The organism is Pseudomonas sp. DWRC2-2 (assembly GCF_049897885.1).
Lineage (GTDB): Bacteria > Pseudomonadota > Gammaproteobacteria > Pseudomonadales > Pseudomonadaceae > Aquipseudomonas > Aquipseudomonas azotoformans_A.
Map to the genome: position 1 here is coordinate 1,399,236 of NZ_JAFCXD010000001.1, position 14,119 is coordinate 1,413,354.

The 14,119-nt window shown below is 59.0% G+C and carries 14 protein-coding genes; 9 read left to right on the forward strand and 5 right to left on the reverse strand.

Annotation, left to right across the window (positions count from 1 at the left end; all coding sequences use genetic code 11):
- The first annotated feature begins 20 nt into the window (after positions 1–20).
- Positions 21–665 (forward strand): HAD-IB family hydrolase, encoded by a 645-nt coding sequence (locus ACP7EW_RS06835; RefSeq protein WP_426216058.1) that lies wholly within the window; start codon positions 21–23, stop codon positions 663–665.
- A 144-nt stretch (positions 666–809) separates the two neighbouring features.
- On the opposite strand, the gene ACP7EW_RS06840 is transcribed toward ACP7EW_RS06835, so the two are convergent.
- On the reverse strand, positions 810–1,769 hold the full coding sequence (locus ACP7EW_RS06840; RefSeq protein WP_426216060.1) for a LysR family transcriptional regulator: 960 nt from the start codon (positions 1,767–1,769) through the stop codon (positions 810–812).
- 193 nt (positions 1,770–1,962) lie between these two features.
- Here ACP7EW_RS06840 and argH point away from each other — a divergent pair, with 193 nt between their 5' ends.
- The 7 genes from argH to ACP7EW_RS06875 all read left to right on the forward strand — a co-directional run bounded on the left by argH (position 1,963) and on the right by ACP7EW_RS06875 (position 8,741).
- On the forward strand, positions 1,963–3,390 hold the full coding sequence (gene argH / locus ACP7EW_RS06845) for an argininosuccinate lyase (RefSeq protein ID WP_426216062.1): 1,428 nt from the start codon (positions 1,963–1,965) through the stop codon (positions 3,388–3,390).
- Between the two features lie 119 nt (positions 3,391–3,509).
- A complete protein-coding gene (locus ACP7EW_RS06850) occupies positions 3,510–4,388 on the forward strand; it encodes an amino acid ABC transporter permease (RefSeq protein ID WP_314534478.1) in 879 nt (292 codons plus the stop codon).
- A 24-nt stretch (positions 4,389–4,412) separates the two neighbouring features.
- The gene (locus ACP7EW_RS06855; RefSeq protein WP_010208290.1) at positions 4,413–5,177 is read left to right on the forward strand and encodes an amino acid ABC transporter ATP-binding protein; all 765 of its coding nucleotides are present in this window, start codon (positions 4,413–4,415) and stop codon (positions 5,175–5,177) included.
- A 25-nt stretch (positions 5,178–5,202) separates the two neighbouring features.
- Positions 5,203–6,024: an ABC transporter substrate-binding protein gene (locus ACP7EW_RS06860; protein WP_426216064.1), complete on the forward strand. Its 822-nt coding sequence runs from the start codon at positions 5,203–5,205 to the stop codon at positions 6,022–6,024.
- Positions 6,025–6,110: 86 nt separating this feature from the next.
- Complete coding sequence (locus ACP7EW_RS06865) at positions 6,111–7,280, forward strand: MFS transporter (protein ID WP_426216066.1); 1,170 nt, start codon at positions 6,111–6,113, stop codon at positions 7,278–7,280.
- A 54-nt stretch (positions 7,281–7,334) separates the two neighbouring features.
- Positions 7,335–8,282, forward strand: a complete 948-nt coding sequence (locus ACP7EW_RS06870; protein ID WP_426216068.1) for a hypothetical protein — start codon at positions 7,335–7,337, stop codon at positions 8,280–8,282.
- A gap of 93 nt (positions 8,283–8,375) precedes the next feature.
- Complete coding sequence (locus tag ACP7EW_RS06875; protein ID WP_426216070.1) at positions 8,376–8,741, forward strand: XRE family transcriptional regulator; 366 nt, start codon at positions 8,376–8,378, stop codon at positions 8,739–8,741.
- Positions 8,742–8,745: 4 nt separating this feature from the next.
- Here ACP7EW_RS06875 and ACP7EW_RS06880 read toward each other — a convergent pair whose 3' ends face one another.
- Positions 8,746–9,684, reverse strand: coding sequence for a GlxA family transcriptional regulator (locus tag ACP7EW_RS06880; protein WP_033901940.1), 939 nt, complete (start codon positions 9,682–9,684; stop codon positions 8,746–8,748).
- A 114-nt stretch (positions 9,685–9,798) separates the two neighbouring features.
- Here ACP7EW_RS06880 and ACP7EW_RS06885 point away from each other — a divergent pair, with 114 nt between their 5' ends.
- Entirely contained in the window at positions 9,799–10,602 is an 804-nt protein-coding gene (locus tag ACP7EW_RS06885; protein WP_426216072.1) for an SDR family NAD(P)-dependent oxidoreductase, read from the forward strand.
- Here ACP7EW_RS06885 and ACP7EW_RS06890 read toward each other — a convergent pair.
- From ACP7EW_RS06890 to ACP7EW_RS06900, 3 genes are all read right to left on the reverse strand, one after another.
- Entirely contained in the window at positions 10,586–12,088 is a 1,503-nt protein-coding gene (locus ACP7EW_RS06890; RefSeq protein WP_426216074.1) for an amidase family protein, read from the reverse strand. The genes ACP7EW_RS06885 and ACP7EW_RS06890 overlap by 17 nt on opposite strands.
- Before the next feature lie 97 nt (positions 12,089–12,185).
- Positions 12,186–12,947, reverse strand: a complete 762-nt coding sequence (locus tag ACP7EW_RS06895) for a hypothetical protein (RefSeq protein ID WP_426216076.1) — start codon at positions 12,945–12,947, stop codon at positions 12,186–12,188.
- A gap of 107 nt (positions 12,948–13,054) precedes the next feature.
- Entirely contained in the window at positions 13,055–14,104 is a 1,050-nt protein-coding gene (locus tag ACP7EW_RS06900; protein ID WP_426216078.1) for an MBL fold metallo-hydrolase, read from the reverse strand.
- Between the last annotated feature and the right edge of the window lie 15 nt (positions 14,105–14,119).

Here is a 14,119-nt window from a genome sequence, read left to right on the forward strand (position 1 = left end):
GCCAACCCGTGACCCCAGACATGCTCGAAGCCGGCCCCGCTGACGCCAAAGTACTTTCCGTCTTTGACTTCGACGGCACCCTGACCCACCACGACAGTTTCGTGCCCTTCCTCAAGTTTGCCTTTGGCCCTGGCGAGTTCTATGGCCGGATGGTCAAGCTGGCGGTGCCGGGGCTGCGCTTTTTGGTGCGGCAGATCAGCCGGGATGAGTTGAAGGCGCAATTGATCCGCACCTTTATGACCGGGGTGGAGAAGGCGTGGGTGCAGCAGAAGGCCGAGGAGTATTGCCAGAAGACCTGGGCGCGGCTGATGCGGCCGACGGGGGTGTTGTCGGTTGAGCAGGAGTTGGGCTCCGGGGCGGAGGTCACGCTGTGTTCGGCGTCGCCGGCGTTGGTGTTGCAGCCGTTTGCCAATCGGCTCGGGATCAAGTTGATCGGGACTGAGCTTGAGGTGGTGGATGGAGTGCTGACCGGCAAGCTCACCGGGAACAACTGCCGCTGTGAGAACAAGGTGCTGCGGCTTGAGGCGGTGTATGGGGATTTGGGCGAGTATCGGCTGCGGGCTTGGGGCGATACGCGTGGGGATCGGGAGTTGTTGGCAGCGGCGCAGGATGCGCATTTTCGGCATTTTCATGCGAAGAAGAAGCGGGTGAAAGCGCTGCGCTGACCATTGTGGTTAGCGGGCTTGCCCCGCGCTGGGGCCCGTAGCGGCCCTAAAACCAAACGCCGCATTCTGTCCGACAGCATGCGGCGTTTTTATTGGCACTGCTGCGCAGCCCAGCGCGGGGCAAGCCCGCTAACCACAAGTTGATCAGACAGTGGCCTTGAGGTCCACGCCCAGCGCTGTGGCGAAGGCTTTTACCATCGGGCTTCTGGGAGCGTTGTGGCGCAGGATGAGGTTGAAGGCGGTGCTGAGGTGAATCTGCTCCGGGCACAGTGCGCGCAGGCGCCCTTCTCTCACCAAGGGCATGGCGTAGTGTTCGGGCAAGAAGCCGAGGAAACGCCCAGTAAGGATCAGGATCGCGACGGCTTCGACCTGTGAGGCCGAGGCGGACTGGCTGTCGTAGTTGACGAAGTTGGCCTTGTCGCGGTGGATCGCATACCGGTGGTTCACCACTTCGTACTGGCGCAGCAGTTCCGGTGTGATGTCACTCGCGTTGAACAGCGGATGTCCTACAGCACAGTAAGCGTGGGCCTTTTCTTCATACAGCGGGAAATAGTCGAATTCTTCGCGGCGCTGGTACACCGGCACGATACCGACAATCAGCCGCCCTTCCACCACGCCGCGTTCAACTTCGTCCAATTGCGAGGCATGTAGGCGCAATCTAATCTTGGGGGATTCGCTATGTAATGTCCCCAACGCGGTAATCAGCGGGGAATTAACGTCGGACACGGTGTTATCAATAACGCCGACACTAAGGTCACCAATAAGCTCGTTTTGCGCCGAACTAAGCTTGTCGCGAAAACTGTCCACCGAGGTAAATAATTCGATGGAGGCTTGATATACCAGCTTGCCTTCTTCGGTCAACCCGAACCCTTCCCGCCCCCGTGTACACAGGCGCATGCCGATGCGGATTTCCAGGTCGGAGATCTGTTTGCTGATCGCCGCCAGGCCCACGTTCAGCTCGTTTTGCGCGGCACTGAAGCCGCCCGCTTCGACCACGGCCATGAACACGCGCAGCAATTTGAAGTCCAGGCCGCTCAGTTGCAGGGGCGGTCTTGAGCCGGGTTTTGGCGGCAGGTTTCCAGAAGTGGAAAGTGGGGTTTCCATAATACGCGTTGACCTCAAGTGCCATATTCAACAGGCTTCAACCCAATCCTTGAACATAGCCAGGCGGCGATAATGAACATAAACATCCGCCCTTGGCAACCTTGAATACGGCGCGTCAGACGCCGGTTCAGTCTAGTTGAAAACTTATTTTTACTGCCTCCGACTCTTCTAAAAACAAGCGTGAGGAATACCCATGTCCCAGCCCACCGACCGCCTTTGGGGCGCTCGTTTCAAGACCGGTCCGTCTGCTGCATTGGCCGCATTGTCCCGTTGCCCTGAGCGCTATTTCCGCCTGACGCCCTACGACCTGGCCGGCTCGCGTGCCCATGCCCGTGAGTTGCAGCGCGCCGGTTTACTGGACGAGTCGGAAACCCTGCGCACCCTAGAGGCCCTGGACGGTATTGGCGCAGATTTCGCTGCCGGCAACCTGCATCCAACCCTGGATGACGAGGACGTACACACCTTCATCGAGCGCGTATTGACCGAGCGGCTCGGCGCCCTGGGCGGCAAGTTGCGCGCCGGGCGTTCGCGTAACGACCAGACCGCCAATGACCTGCGCCTTTTCCTACGCGACCATGCGCGCACCATCACCACCGAGGTGCTGGGTTTGCAGCAGGCGTTGGTGGAACAGGCTGAGCAGCATATCGAGAGCATCTGCCCCGGCTTTACCCATTTACAGCAAGCGCAACCGATTGTGTTTGCTCATCACTTGCTGGCTCACGCGCAGTCAATGTTGAGGGATGTGCAACGTCTTGTGGATTGGGATGCGCGCACGGCCTTGTCGCCCTTGGGCGCTGCCGCGATGGCTGGTTCTGCGATTGCCCGTCAGCCGGAACATTCCGCCAAGGAAATGGGCTACACCGGGCCGTGCGAAAACTCCATTGACGCGGTCGCCAGCCGTGACCACGTGGCGGAATTCCTGTTTGTCGCGGGCATGCTCGGGGTGAATATTTCGCGCTTGTCCGAAGAGTTTTGCCTGTGGTCGTCACGGCAGTTTCGCTGGGTGGTATTGGATGATGCCTACGCTACGGGCAGTTCGATCATGCCGCAGAAAAAGAATCCGGATATCGCTGAACTGGCGCGAGGCAAGGCGGGGCGGTTGATTGGCAACCTGACGGGATTGATGTCGACGCTCAAGTCGCTGCCACTGTCGTACAACCGCGATTTGAGTGAAGACAAGCACAGCGTGTTGGACAGTGTGGATACCTTGCTGCTGGTGTTGCCGGCAATGGCTGGAATGGTCGCGACCATGAAGGTGCAGGTGGAAGAACTGCGGCGTCAGGCGCCGATGGGCTTTACATTGGCGACGGAAGTGGCCGATTGGTTGGCCACCCGTGGTGTGCCGTTCAAAGAGGCGCATGAGATTACCGGCGCATTGGTGCAGGCCTGTGAGAAGCATGAGATTGAGTTGTGGGAAGCCTCGCCGGCGATGTTGGCCGAGGTGGATGCTCGGTTGACGCCTGAGGTGCGCGACTGCCTGACATTGGAAGCGGCGATTGCAGCCCGCAGTGGTTGGGGTGGGACGGCGCCGGATCGGGTTCGGGAGCAGATTGGGCGGTTGAAAGTGGCATTGGCCGAACAGCAGACGTGGGCCGAGAGTTACCAGGGATTTCGCATTTAAGCCTGTGGGTGATGAGGTGTCTGGCCGGGCGCTTTCGCAGGCAAGCCAGTTCCCACATTGGATCGGGTTTTAACAGTTGGACCGAGTGCAGCGGTAGTCGCTTTTTTTGGAGATTCACCATGAACCAAACCCCGGCAGAGCGCTTGGAAGCCGAGCGCAAGTTGTCCGAGAACCAGTTCGATATTACGCAGTACGAACACGTGCCGCGTCGCTATTACGGGCGGATGTTTTTTGCCACCGTGATCGTGATCGTGTTGGCCGCGCTGTTGCGTGCATTCGCCAACGGCCAGATCGAATGGTCCTACATCGGGCAGTTCCTCACGTCTGAGGCCATCCTCTGGGGCCTGGTGAACACCATCGTCATGTCGATTCTGGCAATGGCGTTGGGCGTGGTGATCGGGGTGATCACGGCGATCATGCGCATGTCGGCCAACCCGATCCTGCGTTACGTGGCCATCACCTACACCTGGCTGTTCCGCGGCACGCCGCTGATCCTGCAACTGCTGCTGTGGTTCAACCTGGCGTTGATCTTCCCGGTGATCGCGATTCCCGGCCTGTTCAGTATCGACACCGTCGACCTGATGACGCCATTCGTGGCCGCCCTGCTCGGCTTGAGTATCAACCAGGGCGCCTACACCGCCGAGGTGGTGCGCGCGGGTTTGCTGTCGGTGGACACCGGCCAATACGAAGCCGCCAAGTCCATCGGCATGCCAAGCCTTCAGGCGCTGCGTAGGATCATTCTTCCGCAGGCGATGCGCGTGATCATTCCGCCTGTAGGCAACGAGTTCATCAGCATGGTGAAAATGACCAGCCTGGCCAGCGTGATCCAGTACTCGGAGCTGCTGCACAACGCGCAAAACATCTACTACGCCAACGCGCGGGTCATGGAGCTGCTGATTGTGGCCGGCATCTGGTACCTGGCAGTGGTGACTGTTCTTTCATTTGGTCAAAGCCGCCTCGAGCGTCGTTTTGCCCGCGGCGCCGGCAAGCGTTCGTAAGCCTGGGTTGAGGAGATTTGCCCCATGAGAAGCATCGTCAAGGCCGTCAACCTGAACAAGTATTACGACCAGTATCACGCGCTGCGCGACATCAATATCGAGGTCGAGCAAGGCGAAGTGATGTGCATCATCGGCCCGTCGGGTTCCGGTAAAAGCACCCTGCTGCGTTGCGTCAACCAGCTGGAAAAAATCGACAAGGGTGGCCTGTGGGTCGACGGCGAACTGGTGGGTTACCGCGTCGTCGGCAACAAACTGCATGAGATGAATGAATCACAGATCGCCCGCCAGCGCCTGGCCACCGGCATGGTGTTCCAGCGCTTCAATTTGTTCCCGCATATGACCGTTTTGCAGAACATCATCGAAGGCCCCTGCCAGGTGCTCAAGCGCTCGCCCAAGGAAGCCATCGAAGATGCGCTGGAACTGCTGGCCCGCGTCGGCCTGGCGGACAAGCGCAATGCTTACCCGGTGGAGTTGTCCGGCGGCCAGCAGCAACGTGTGGCGATTGCCCGCGCGTTGGCCATGCGCCCCAAATTGATGCTGTTTGACGAACCCACGTCAGCCCTCGACCCGGAGCTGGTAGGCGAAGTGCTGTCGGTGATGCGCGACCTGGCCACCACCGGCATGACCATGATCGTGGTCACCCATGAGTTGGGCTTCGCCCGTGAAGTGTCCAACCGCATGGTGTTCATGGATGCCGGTCAGATTGTGGAAGCCGGCAGCCCCGAAGAAATTCTAATAAGCCCACAAAACCCACGTACCCAAAGCTTTATTTCTGCCGTTCGCACTTAACTAAAAAACAAACGAGAACGCCCCCATGAAAAAATTGTTTATCCCAACGTTGCTCGCAGGCCTGATGGCCTCCTCCGCTGTTTTCGCGGCGCTGCCGGCGGCAATCAAGGACAAGGGTGAGATCAGCGCGGCCATCGTGCCGAACTATCCGCCGATGGATTTCAAGGACCCGGCCACCAACAAGATCACCGGCCTGGACTTCGACCTCGGCAACGCCCTGGCCGAGCGCCTGGGCGTGAAGATCAAGTGGCAGGAAACCGGCTTCGAGCAGATGCTCAGCGGCCTGACCACCAAGCGCGTGGACATCGTACTGTCGGGCATGACCGACACCGCCGAACGCCAGAAGTCCGTGACCTTCATCGACTACTTCACCAGCGGCCCGCAGCTGTACACCCTGGCCAAGCGTGAAGACCTCAAGGCATTGACTGACCTGTGCGGTAAAAAAGTCGGCACCAGCCGCCGTACCACCTGGCCGTCGGAAATCGCCGCGTGGAGCAAGGAAAACTGCGAAGCGGCAGGTAAGCCGGCGATCGTGGTGATCGGCACTGAAGGTTCGGCGGACGCGCGGGCGCAGTTGCAGCAGAACCGGTTGGATGCGGCGATGCAGGGCAGCGAGACCATTCCTTATTTGATGTCGTTGGATAAGGGCAAGTACAAGCCGGTGGGTCTGGCGATTTCCAAGCAGTTCACCGGGCTTGGGATCGAGAAGAGCAACACTGAACTGGTCACCGCGATCAGTGAAGCGTTGCAGGGCATGATCGATGATGGCACGTACGGCAAGATCCTGAAGAAGTGGGATCTGGAGCAAGGTGCTGTAGAGAAGATCACCATCAACTCCGGCCAGTAACCCAATCTAAATGGGGGAGTTGGCTTGCCTGCTCCCCCATTTGATGTGTGTTGCGTTGGAAAAACAATAAGGACACTCGCCCCGCCGTGGCCACCTACTCCCTGGTAATCCGCCGCCTGATGATTTGCTCGCTGACCATCGTCATCAGCCGGGCCATGACCAGTCCCTTGATGACCTTGCTGCTGAGCCGACGCCTAGGCCTCGACCAGCAGGACATCGGCTTGCTGATGGGCATCGCGGTATTCACCGCCACCTTGATGGGTTTGTATGGCGGCTACGTCATCGACCGCATGGAAAAGCGCAAATTGCTGATCCTGGCGATGCTCTCCAGTTCCATTGGTTTTCTGTTGCTGACCTTTGCCACCAACCTCTACCTCACCACTTTGACGCTGGTGATTACCGAGTCGGCATCGGCGCTGTTCCTGATCGGCTCCAAAGCGATCATCAGCGAAAACCTGCCGGTTGAGCAGCGCGCCAAGGTGTTTTCCCTGCGCTACACCCTCACCAATATCGGCTATGCCACGGGCCCTATGGTCGGCGTGGTGATTGCCGGGCAAATGCCGCTGCTGCCATTCATGCTGTCCAGCGCCATCGCGTTTATCAGCGTGTTCCTGATGATCGGCATCCCGCCCACCCAGCGTGATGAAAGCAGCAAACCCTTGAGTTTTCTCAGCACCCTCAAGACCCTGCGCAACGACCGCAGCCTGGTGCTGTTCACCGGCGGCAGCCTGTTGAGCACCATCGTGCATGGCCGCTACACCTTGTACCTGTCGCAATTTCTGTTGGTGATCCACAACCCGGATGATGCGCTGAAGATTCTTTCCGCAGTCCTAGCCTGTAACGCCATTACCGTGATGTTGCTGCAATACCAGATCGGCCGCTTCCTCAAGCGCGAGCAATTGCGCTACTGGATCCTGCTGGGCACTGCGCTGTTCATCGGTGGCCTGATCGGCTTCAGCCAGGCAAACAGCCTGCTGTCGTGGTGTGTGGCGATGTTCGTGTTTACGTTGGGCGAGATGATTATCTTCCCATCCGAGTTCCTGTTTATCGACACCCTCGCCCCCGAGTCGCTGCGGGGCAGTTACTACGGCGCACAGAACCTGGCGGCCTTCGGCGGCGCGCTGAGCCCGGTGATTTGTGGCTATCTATTGATCAACTCACCGCCGACCACGATGTTTTATGCGCTGGCCGGGTTGACGGCGGTGGGCGGAACGCTGTGTTTCTTGAGCGGGCGACGGGTTGCAGGTTCTTGCTGATATTTACGTAAGATCCCGCTATTAATAGCGAAACCTCTCACGGACCCGAGCCCCATGAAATTCGACACGGCCTACAGCCTGAGTCTCGATGACAAGCTGTCGATCTACGACGTACGAGACCTGAATTTCGACGAAACAACCGACTTCGATTCAGACAAGGACAGCTTCCTCTGCCCCAATGATGAGTGTCGCGCGGCGTTTGATACCGGCAACGCGCTGAGCACCTTCAACGCCAAAAACGTCAATTACCTGCGCACGCCGCATTTCAAGAACAAGACCAGCACCCGGCATATCGACGGTTGCCGTTACGCCAGCACTCACAAGGCTGCGACAGGTGAAAATGAAGACGAGCGTGAGGACAATTTCCCATCGGAGTTTGTACTCACCCGTCGTCAGTACGAACGCAAAACGCCGCTTGTCGGGGCAGAGGGAAACATCTCACACGATCCCGTGAAGGCGCCTTCAAATCGAAGCTATGCCTCCCACAGCACCAGTGACAGCACTCCAGACAAAACCAGCGTGTTCGCCCACCCCGTGGAATGTTTCGTGTCTAACATCGACGACAAGGACAAGCTCAGGTCCATGCCGTTGAAGATCGGTGAGCACGCCGCAACCTACTGGACGTTTTTCAAGAAGATCGAATACCTGCAGGACAACAAGGGCCTTATCTACTGGGGCAAGATCAAGGCGATCAAGGACTACACCAGCAGCTTTCGCATCGACTTCGAAAAGAAGGTGTGGCTCGACAAGAAGCCCTACTCGGTCAACGTTTACTTGAGCAAAAAGCTCATCGAGAACTACCGCAAGCGCAAAGCATTTTTAGAGCAGATCAAGGCAGCGGTGGACAGCGAGCGCGCGTTGTACTGCTTCTTCTATGGGGTGACGCCGGAACTGAAACAGGTGCCGAGCAAGAAGAACCCCGAGCAAACGTTCGGGGTCTTCAGCGCGAACATCGAAAATCTGGACCATCTGATCATTCGGGAGGCGCCAGGGGTGGAATAGCGGGTCCGCGAGAATCCAGTTGATGAGCGGTCAAAACAACTGTACAAAAACACAGTATAGTTTGTCCTCCCCCGTCGAACCTGGAGAAAACCCATGTCCTCTCTGGCAATGAGCTCTTTCGTAGAACAGCAGATCGTCCTGCATCAATTCACCGCCAAGCACAGCGTTCAGGCCCGCGCGATGCTGGGCTGGAGCCGGGAAGACCTGGCTTGCCAGGCCGGTGTGGCGGTTGAAGCGGTTCAACAGTTTGAACACCATCATGACGTAGGTGATGAAACCCGCCTGGCCTTGGCGTTTCGGTTGGAGGCTGAAGGGTTGGTGTTCTTCCCAGGGTTTGCGCCGGGGTGGGGGATGAGTGTGCGCCGGTTTGACACCGAAGAATCAGAGCCTGTAGCGCAAGGCATCCTCTCTCGCTTGATAGGACCGACGTCGGCCCCCTTTGAACCTAGTGGTGCATAGAGCCTCAAGCCTGCAATTGCAGCGCCCGACGCATCATCTGCGGCGGTTGGCCAAAGGCCCTCAGGAAGGCGCGGCGCATGCGCTCCGGGTCGCCGAAGCCCGTTTCGCGGGCGATGATGTCGATGGAGTGATCGCCAGATTCAAGCAGCAGGCGGGCTGCCTCGATGCGCAACCGCTCGATAGCCTTGGCGGGAGACTGGCCGGTTTCGGCACGGAACAATCGGCTGAATTGGCGCGGGCTCAAGTGCGCAACTTCAGCCAACTGCTCTACTGAGAGATCGTCCTGCAAGTGCTGCCGAGCGTAGACCAGGGCGGTTTGCACGCGGTCGGATTTGGGATCGATCTCCAACAGTGCGGAAAACTGTGACTGGCCACCTGCGCGTCGATGGTAAACCACCAATTTACGCGCTACTGCACGTGCAACCTCGACACCCAGGTCATGCTCGACCAAGGCCAGAGCCAGGTCGAGGGCGGCAGTCAGGCCGGCGGAGGTCCAGAGCGGGCCATCGACGGTGAAGATCCGGTCTTCCTCCAGCCGTACATTCGGGTAGGCCTGACGAAAGGTGTGGGCGTGGTACCAATGGGTCGTCGCTTTGCGGCCCTCCAGCAACCCGGCAGCGGCCAGATAAAAGGAGCCGGTGCAGGCCGATGTCACGCGACGCGAAGTGAGCATGGCTTGCTGCAGGTAAGTGAGCATGCCGGGCGTTGCTTGCAGCAGTTCGTTGTCTCCCACTACCAACAGTGTGTCGTAGTGCTGTTGGCCGAAGGGCATGGTAGCGATGGCGAAGCCCATGGAGCTTTTGATCGGCCCACCATGTTCCGACAACAGGTCCACGCGATAGAACGGCTGGTCCAACTCGAAGTTGGCGAATTCGAACACGGTACTGGTGCCCAGGCTGAGCATCTGGAACCCGGGAAACAGCAGAATACCGATGGATACCATGGCGAAACCTCATGTCCCGAAAGGAGGGATATACGACATTGCAGCCAATACATTACACCCATAATCTTGGCTCCAACAAGGCCGCCCTTCCCCGGCCCTTCTGGAGCAACTGCAATGACTCAATCCAAAGGTTATGCCCTGATCACTGGCGCTTCGTCCGGGATCGGTGCCGTGTATGCCGACCGCCTGGCTCGCCAGGGTTACGACTTGATTCTGGTGGCACGCAATCAGCAACGACTCGACCAACTGGCGGCCCGACTGAAAGTCGAGACCCAACGGGACATCCAGGTAGTGGCCGCCGATCTCAACTTGCCTGCCGACCTGGCGCGCATTGAACAGATTCTGCTTGAAGACAGCCGCATCAGCCTGCTGGTGAACAACGCCGGCGTTGGTGCGACGGCGTCATTGCTGGCCTCTGACCCGGACAAGATGGACGCCATGATCCTGCTCAATGTCCTCGCGCTCACTCGCCTGGCAAAAGCCGCCGCGACAAACTTTGTCGCCCAGGGCCGTGGCACCCTGATCAACATCGGGTCGATCGTCGCGGTCGCGCCTAAGTTGTTGAATGGTGTGTACGCCGGCACCAAGGCTTTTGTGCAGGCGTTCAGCGAATCCCTCGACCATGAGCTGAGTGACAAGGGGGTCAGTGTTCAAGTGGTGCTGCCAGGCGCCACCGCCACCGAGTTCTGGGATGTTGCGGGGCTGCCCGTGAACAACCTTCCCGACACCATCGTCATGAGCACGGAAAATCTGGTGGATGCGGCACTGGCAGGCCTTGCCCAGGGCGAAAAGGTGACCATCCCGTCATTGCCCGACAGCCTCGACTGGGACGCTTACGAAACAGCACGCCTTGCCCTGGGGCCCAACCTGTCGCATCGCTCCCCCGCGGCACGCTATGGCGTCAAAGTTGCGGCTTAACCGCTACTTGAGCGGCCTGTTCATACCCATGGGCCACCGCCAGCAAGGTGGGTTCGGTCCATTGGGTACCAAAAAAGTAGGCACTGGTGGGTAGGCCATCCTCATCTACACCAGACGGTACGGCGATTCCAGGATAGCCAGCCGCCGCGACACCGAAGTAACTATTGGTGTCGAAATCCGACACCATCGCGTCCAGGTTTTCTGCCTTGATCGGGTCATCGATCGTGTTTCTGAAATCCTGAATGAGCGCATCCCAAAGTGGCTTGCGTTCCTCTGGCGTCAGGGTTGAGGCGCTGATTTCCTTGAGCACTGGCTGATGATCCGTCTCACTGCCGTCACGTAGATCATTGAACCGGATCAACTCGGTCAACGATTTGACCGGCAACCCAGAACGTTTGCCCAGGTAGGTGTTCAGCTCCTCTTTCACATCCGAGAGCAGCAACTCATCGTAGCGCGAGGCATCAGCCAGCCGCAGGTTGACCGGCACCAACACCGCGCCTTGCTCGCGAAGCACTTCCAGTGTCCGATTGAACTGCGCGCTGTTCTCCACAGGCAAGGTTTCACCCTCTTTGGAGAACGTGGCGGGATAGCCGATACGCTTGCCTTTCAAAGCGCTTGGAACCAGCAACTGCGTGTAATCGATACCTTGAGGCGCTCCCACACTTGCCGGGTCCTTAGGATCACTGCCAGACATGGCATTGAGCATCAGGGCAGCGTCGTACACGGAACGCGTCATCGGGCCGGGTGTGTCCTGGTGATGGCTCGCGGGAATAATCCCGTTGCGGTCCAACAGGCCGACAGTGGGCTTGAGCCCGACAATACCGTTGCGTGCTGCCGGCACAATGATCGAACCGTTGGTTTCCGCCCCCACCGCCAAGGGCGCCAACCCGGCTGCAACAGCAGCGGCAGAACCGGAACTGGACCCTCCAACATCGGCATCTGATCGATGAGGGTTGCGGGTTTGCCCACCCCGGCTGCTCCAGCCATCCGGGCCTCCACGGAACCCCGCCATTTCGGTCATATTGGTTTTGCCGAGGATCACCGCGCCCTGCTTGATGAGGTAGTCCACCAATGGCGCATTCTTGCCGGCCGCTGCACCGACTAACCCAAACGCACCGGCACTGGTTTGCATACCTTCGGTTTCGATCGTGTCCTTGAGCAAGATCGGAATACCATGCAAGGGCCCGCGCACCTTGCCGCTGGCTCGCTCACGGTCCAACTCACGTGCGGTCTCGAGCGCCGCGGGGTTGAACTCGATGACGGAGCTGAGTTGCGGATCCAACCTGCGGATCCGTTCCTGCAGGTAAGTGACCAGACTGGTCGAGGTGAGCCCGCCCGGCCGGGCCATGTGCGCGCCCAGCTCTTTGACGCTCAGGTACTCAGTGCCAGCGGGCACGGGTGCTGAAGCAGAGGGTGAGTGGTCTCCAGCAATGGACTGTATGACTTGCCGAACTATGGAGCCCATCCCATATGCGATACCTAACATACAACCTCCCCAGGAGTAAGAAATGAAGAAGGACCAACGTTGATCCGTGGCCCAGTCTAAAAACTCCACTCCTCCCTGGCAGCGCGATGCAGGCGATTCAGCGTGTGGGATAGTTCAACGCAGCGGGTGGCTCATCCGGCAGATCCACCACACGGCAGACGCTTCGATACCCCTGCACCAAGGCCGGCAACCAATCCCTGGCCCATCGTGCGCCGTAGAACCACAGCGTCGCGCCACCCCCCAGTGGCTCGCCAAACCCTGGATAACCACTCCAGCACGCCCCGTGGAATGCGCTGCTGCGGCTGTCGGAAACCAGGGCGTCCAGGCGGAATGCGCGCACCAGTTCATCGATTTCGTTGCGGGAATACAGGGTGTGGTTGGCCCGGTGTGCAGGCACCGGTACCAGCTCAGTCCCAGACCGGCGCAGGATATCCAAGGCTCTCAGGAAAGAGGGGTGGTGCTCGATCTGCTCATGTTGGTCACCCTCCACAAACCGCTCGGCAAACCCCACGCGTCTGCCGCCGAGCGCGTGATCCGCCGTGAAGGTCGTGTTGTTTTCCACCAGGGGGACTTCCACCATCACCGGCCCAGAAGGATCAACTCCACTCAAGGCAATCAGTGACAGCGACGGGTCCCGCGAGGGTTTCAGGGGAAGACTTGGCGCGTCATATCCAGGAATCGGGACGCTTCGCCCAGGGTTGTCACGAGCCAGCGGCTCGACACCAAAAGCGATACCTCGCGGATTCACTTGCTCGTTGAGCGTAGTCGCCAGGCCAGACGCTTCAGCGAGCACTGAAGCAGGTTGGCCCGTCGGGCAAGCCAGACCCGCCTGCCAATATTTCTGACACTTACTCTCCATAAAAACCGTCCCCGAAAAATGACTTTCCGGGGATCATCGCACCGTTGACTGGCGTCTGTCGCAGCTCTGAAACAGCTTGAAAACTCCTTTTTCCGACGCCTCTTCCTTCAACTGACGAGGCGCTCCTCTACACCTTGATTTTCCACCTCCAGCCACCACGCATACCCGCGCTCAGGCTGGTTCAAACTGAACGCCTGGCCCATCTGCGGTGTGGTGATAAACACGTTGCGCTCCCAGGCCAGGGCCATGATGCGGTCGAACGGTTCGTGCCAGGCATGGAACGCCAGGTCGAAGGTGCCGTTGTGAATCGGCAGCAACCAGCGCCCTTTGAGATCGATATGCGCTTGCAGCGTTTGCTCAGGTTGCATGTGCACGTGCGGCCAATCGACGTTGTAAGCACCTGTTTCCATCAGCGTCAGGTCAAACGGGCCGTACTGTTCGCCGATGCGTTTGAAGCCGTCGAAATAACCGGTATCACCGCTGAAAAAAATCCGTCGCGCACCCTCGATCATCACCCAGGAACACCACAGCGTCTGGTTGGCATCAAACAGGCCGCGCCCGGAAAAATGCTGCGCAGGCGTGGCAACAAACCGAATGCCGCCCACCTCAGTGCCCTGCCACCAATCCAGCTGGCGCACTTTGCTGGCGTCCACACCCCATTTGACCAGAATGTCCCCGACGCCCAGCGGCGCGAGAAAATAGCGGGTCTTATCAGCCAATTGGACGACAGCCTTGCGGTCAAGATGGTCGTAGTGGTTGTGGGAAAGAATCACTGCTTCTAGCGGCGGTAGCTCTTCAAGACTGATCGGCGGCTGATGGAAACGCTTGGGCCCCGCCCAACTGAACGGCGACGCACGCTCGGCGAACACCGGATCGGTCACCCAGAATTTGCCGCGCATTTTCAGTAAGACGGTGGAATGCCCGAGGCGGAACACGCTGTGATCAGGCGCCGCCAGCAACTGCCCGCGGGTCAGCGGTTGTACCGGAATCTGCCCCACCGGCCGCGTGCTGCGCGGCTTGTTGAACAGCATGTTCCAGAAAATACGCAAGGTCTTGCCGAAGCCGCCCTGCTGCACGGGCGCCTCGTTGCTGAAGTGCCCCAGGTCTTGCTTGGGCGCTGCCGGCGAAGAATCGACACGGGACGAAATCGTAGCCATTTACAGGTGACTCCT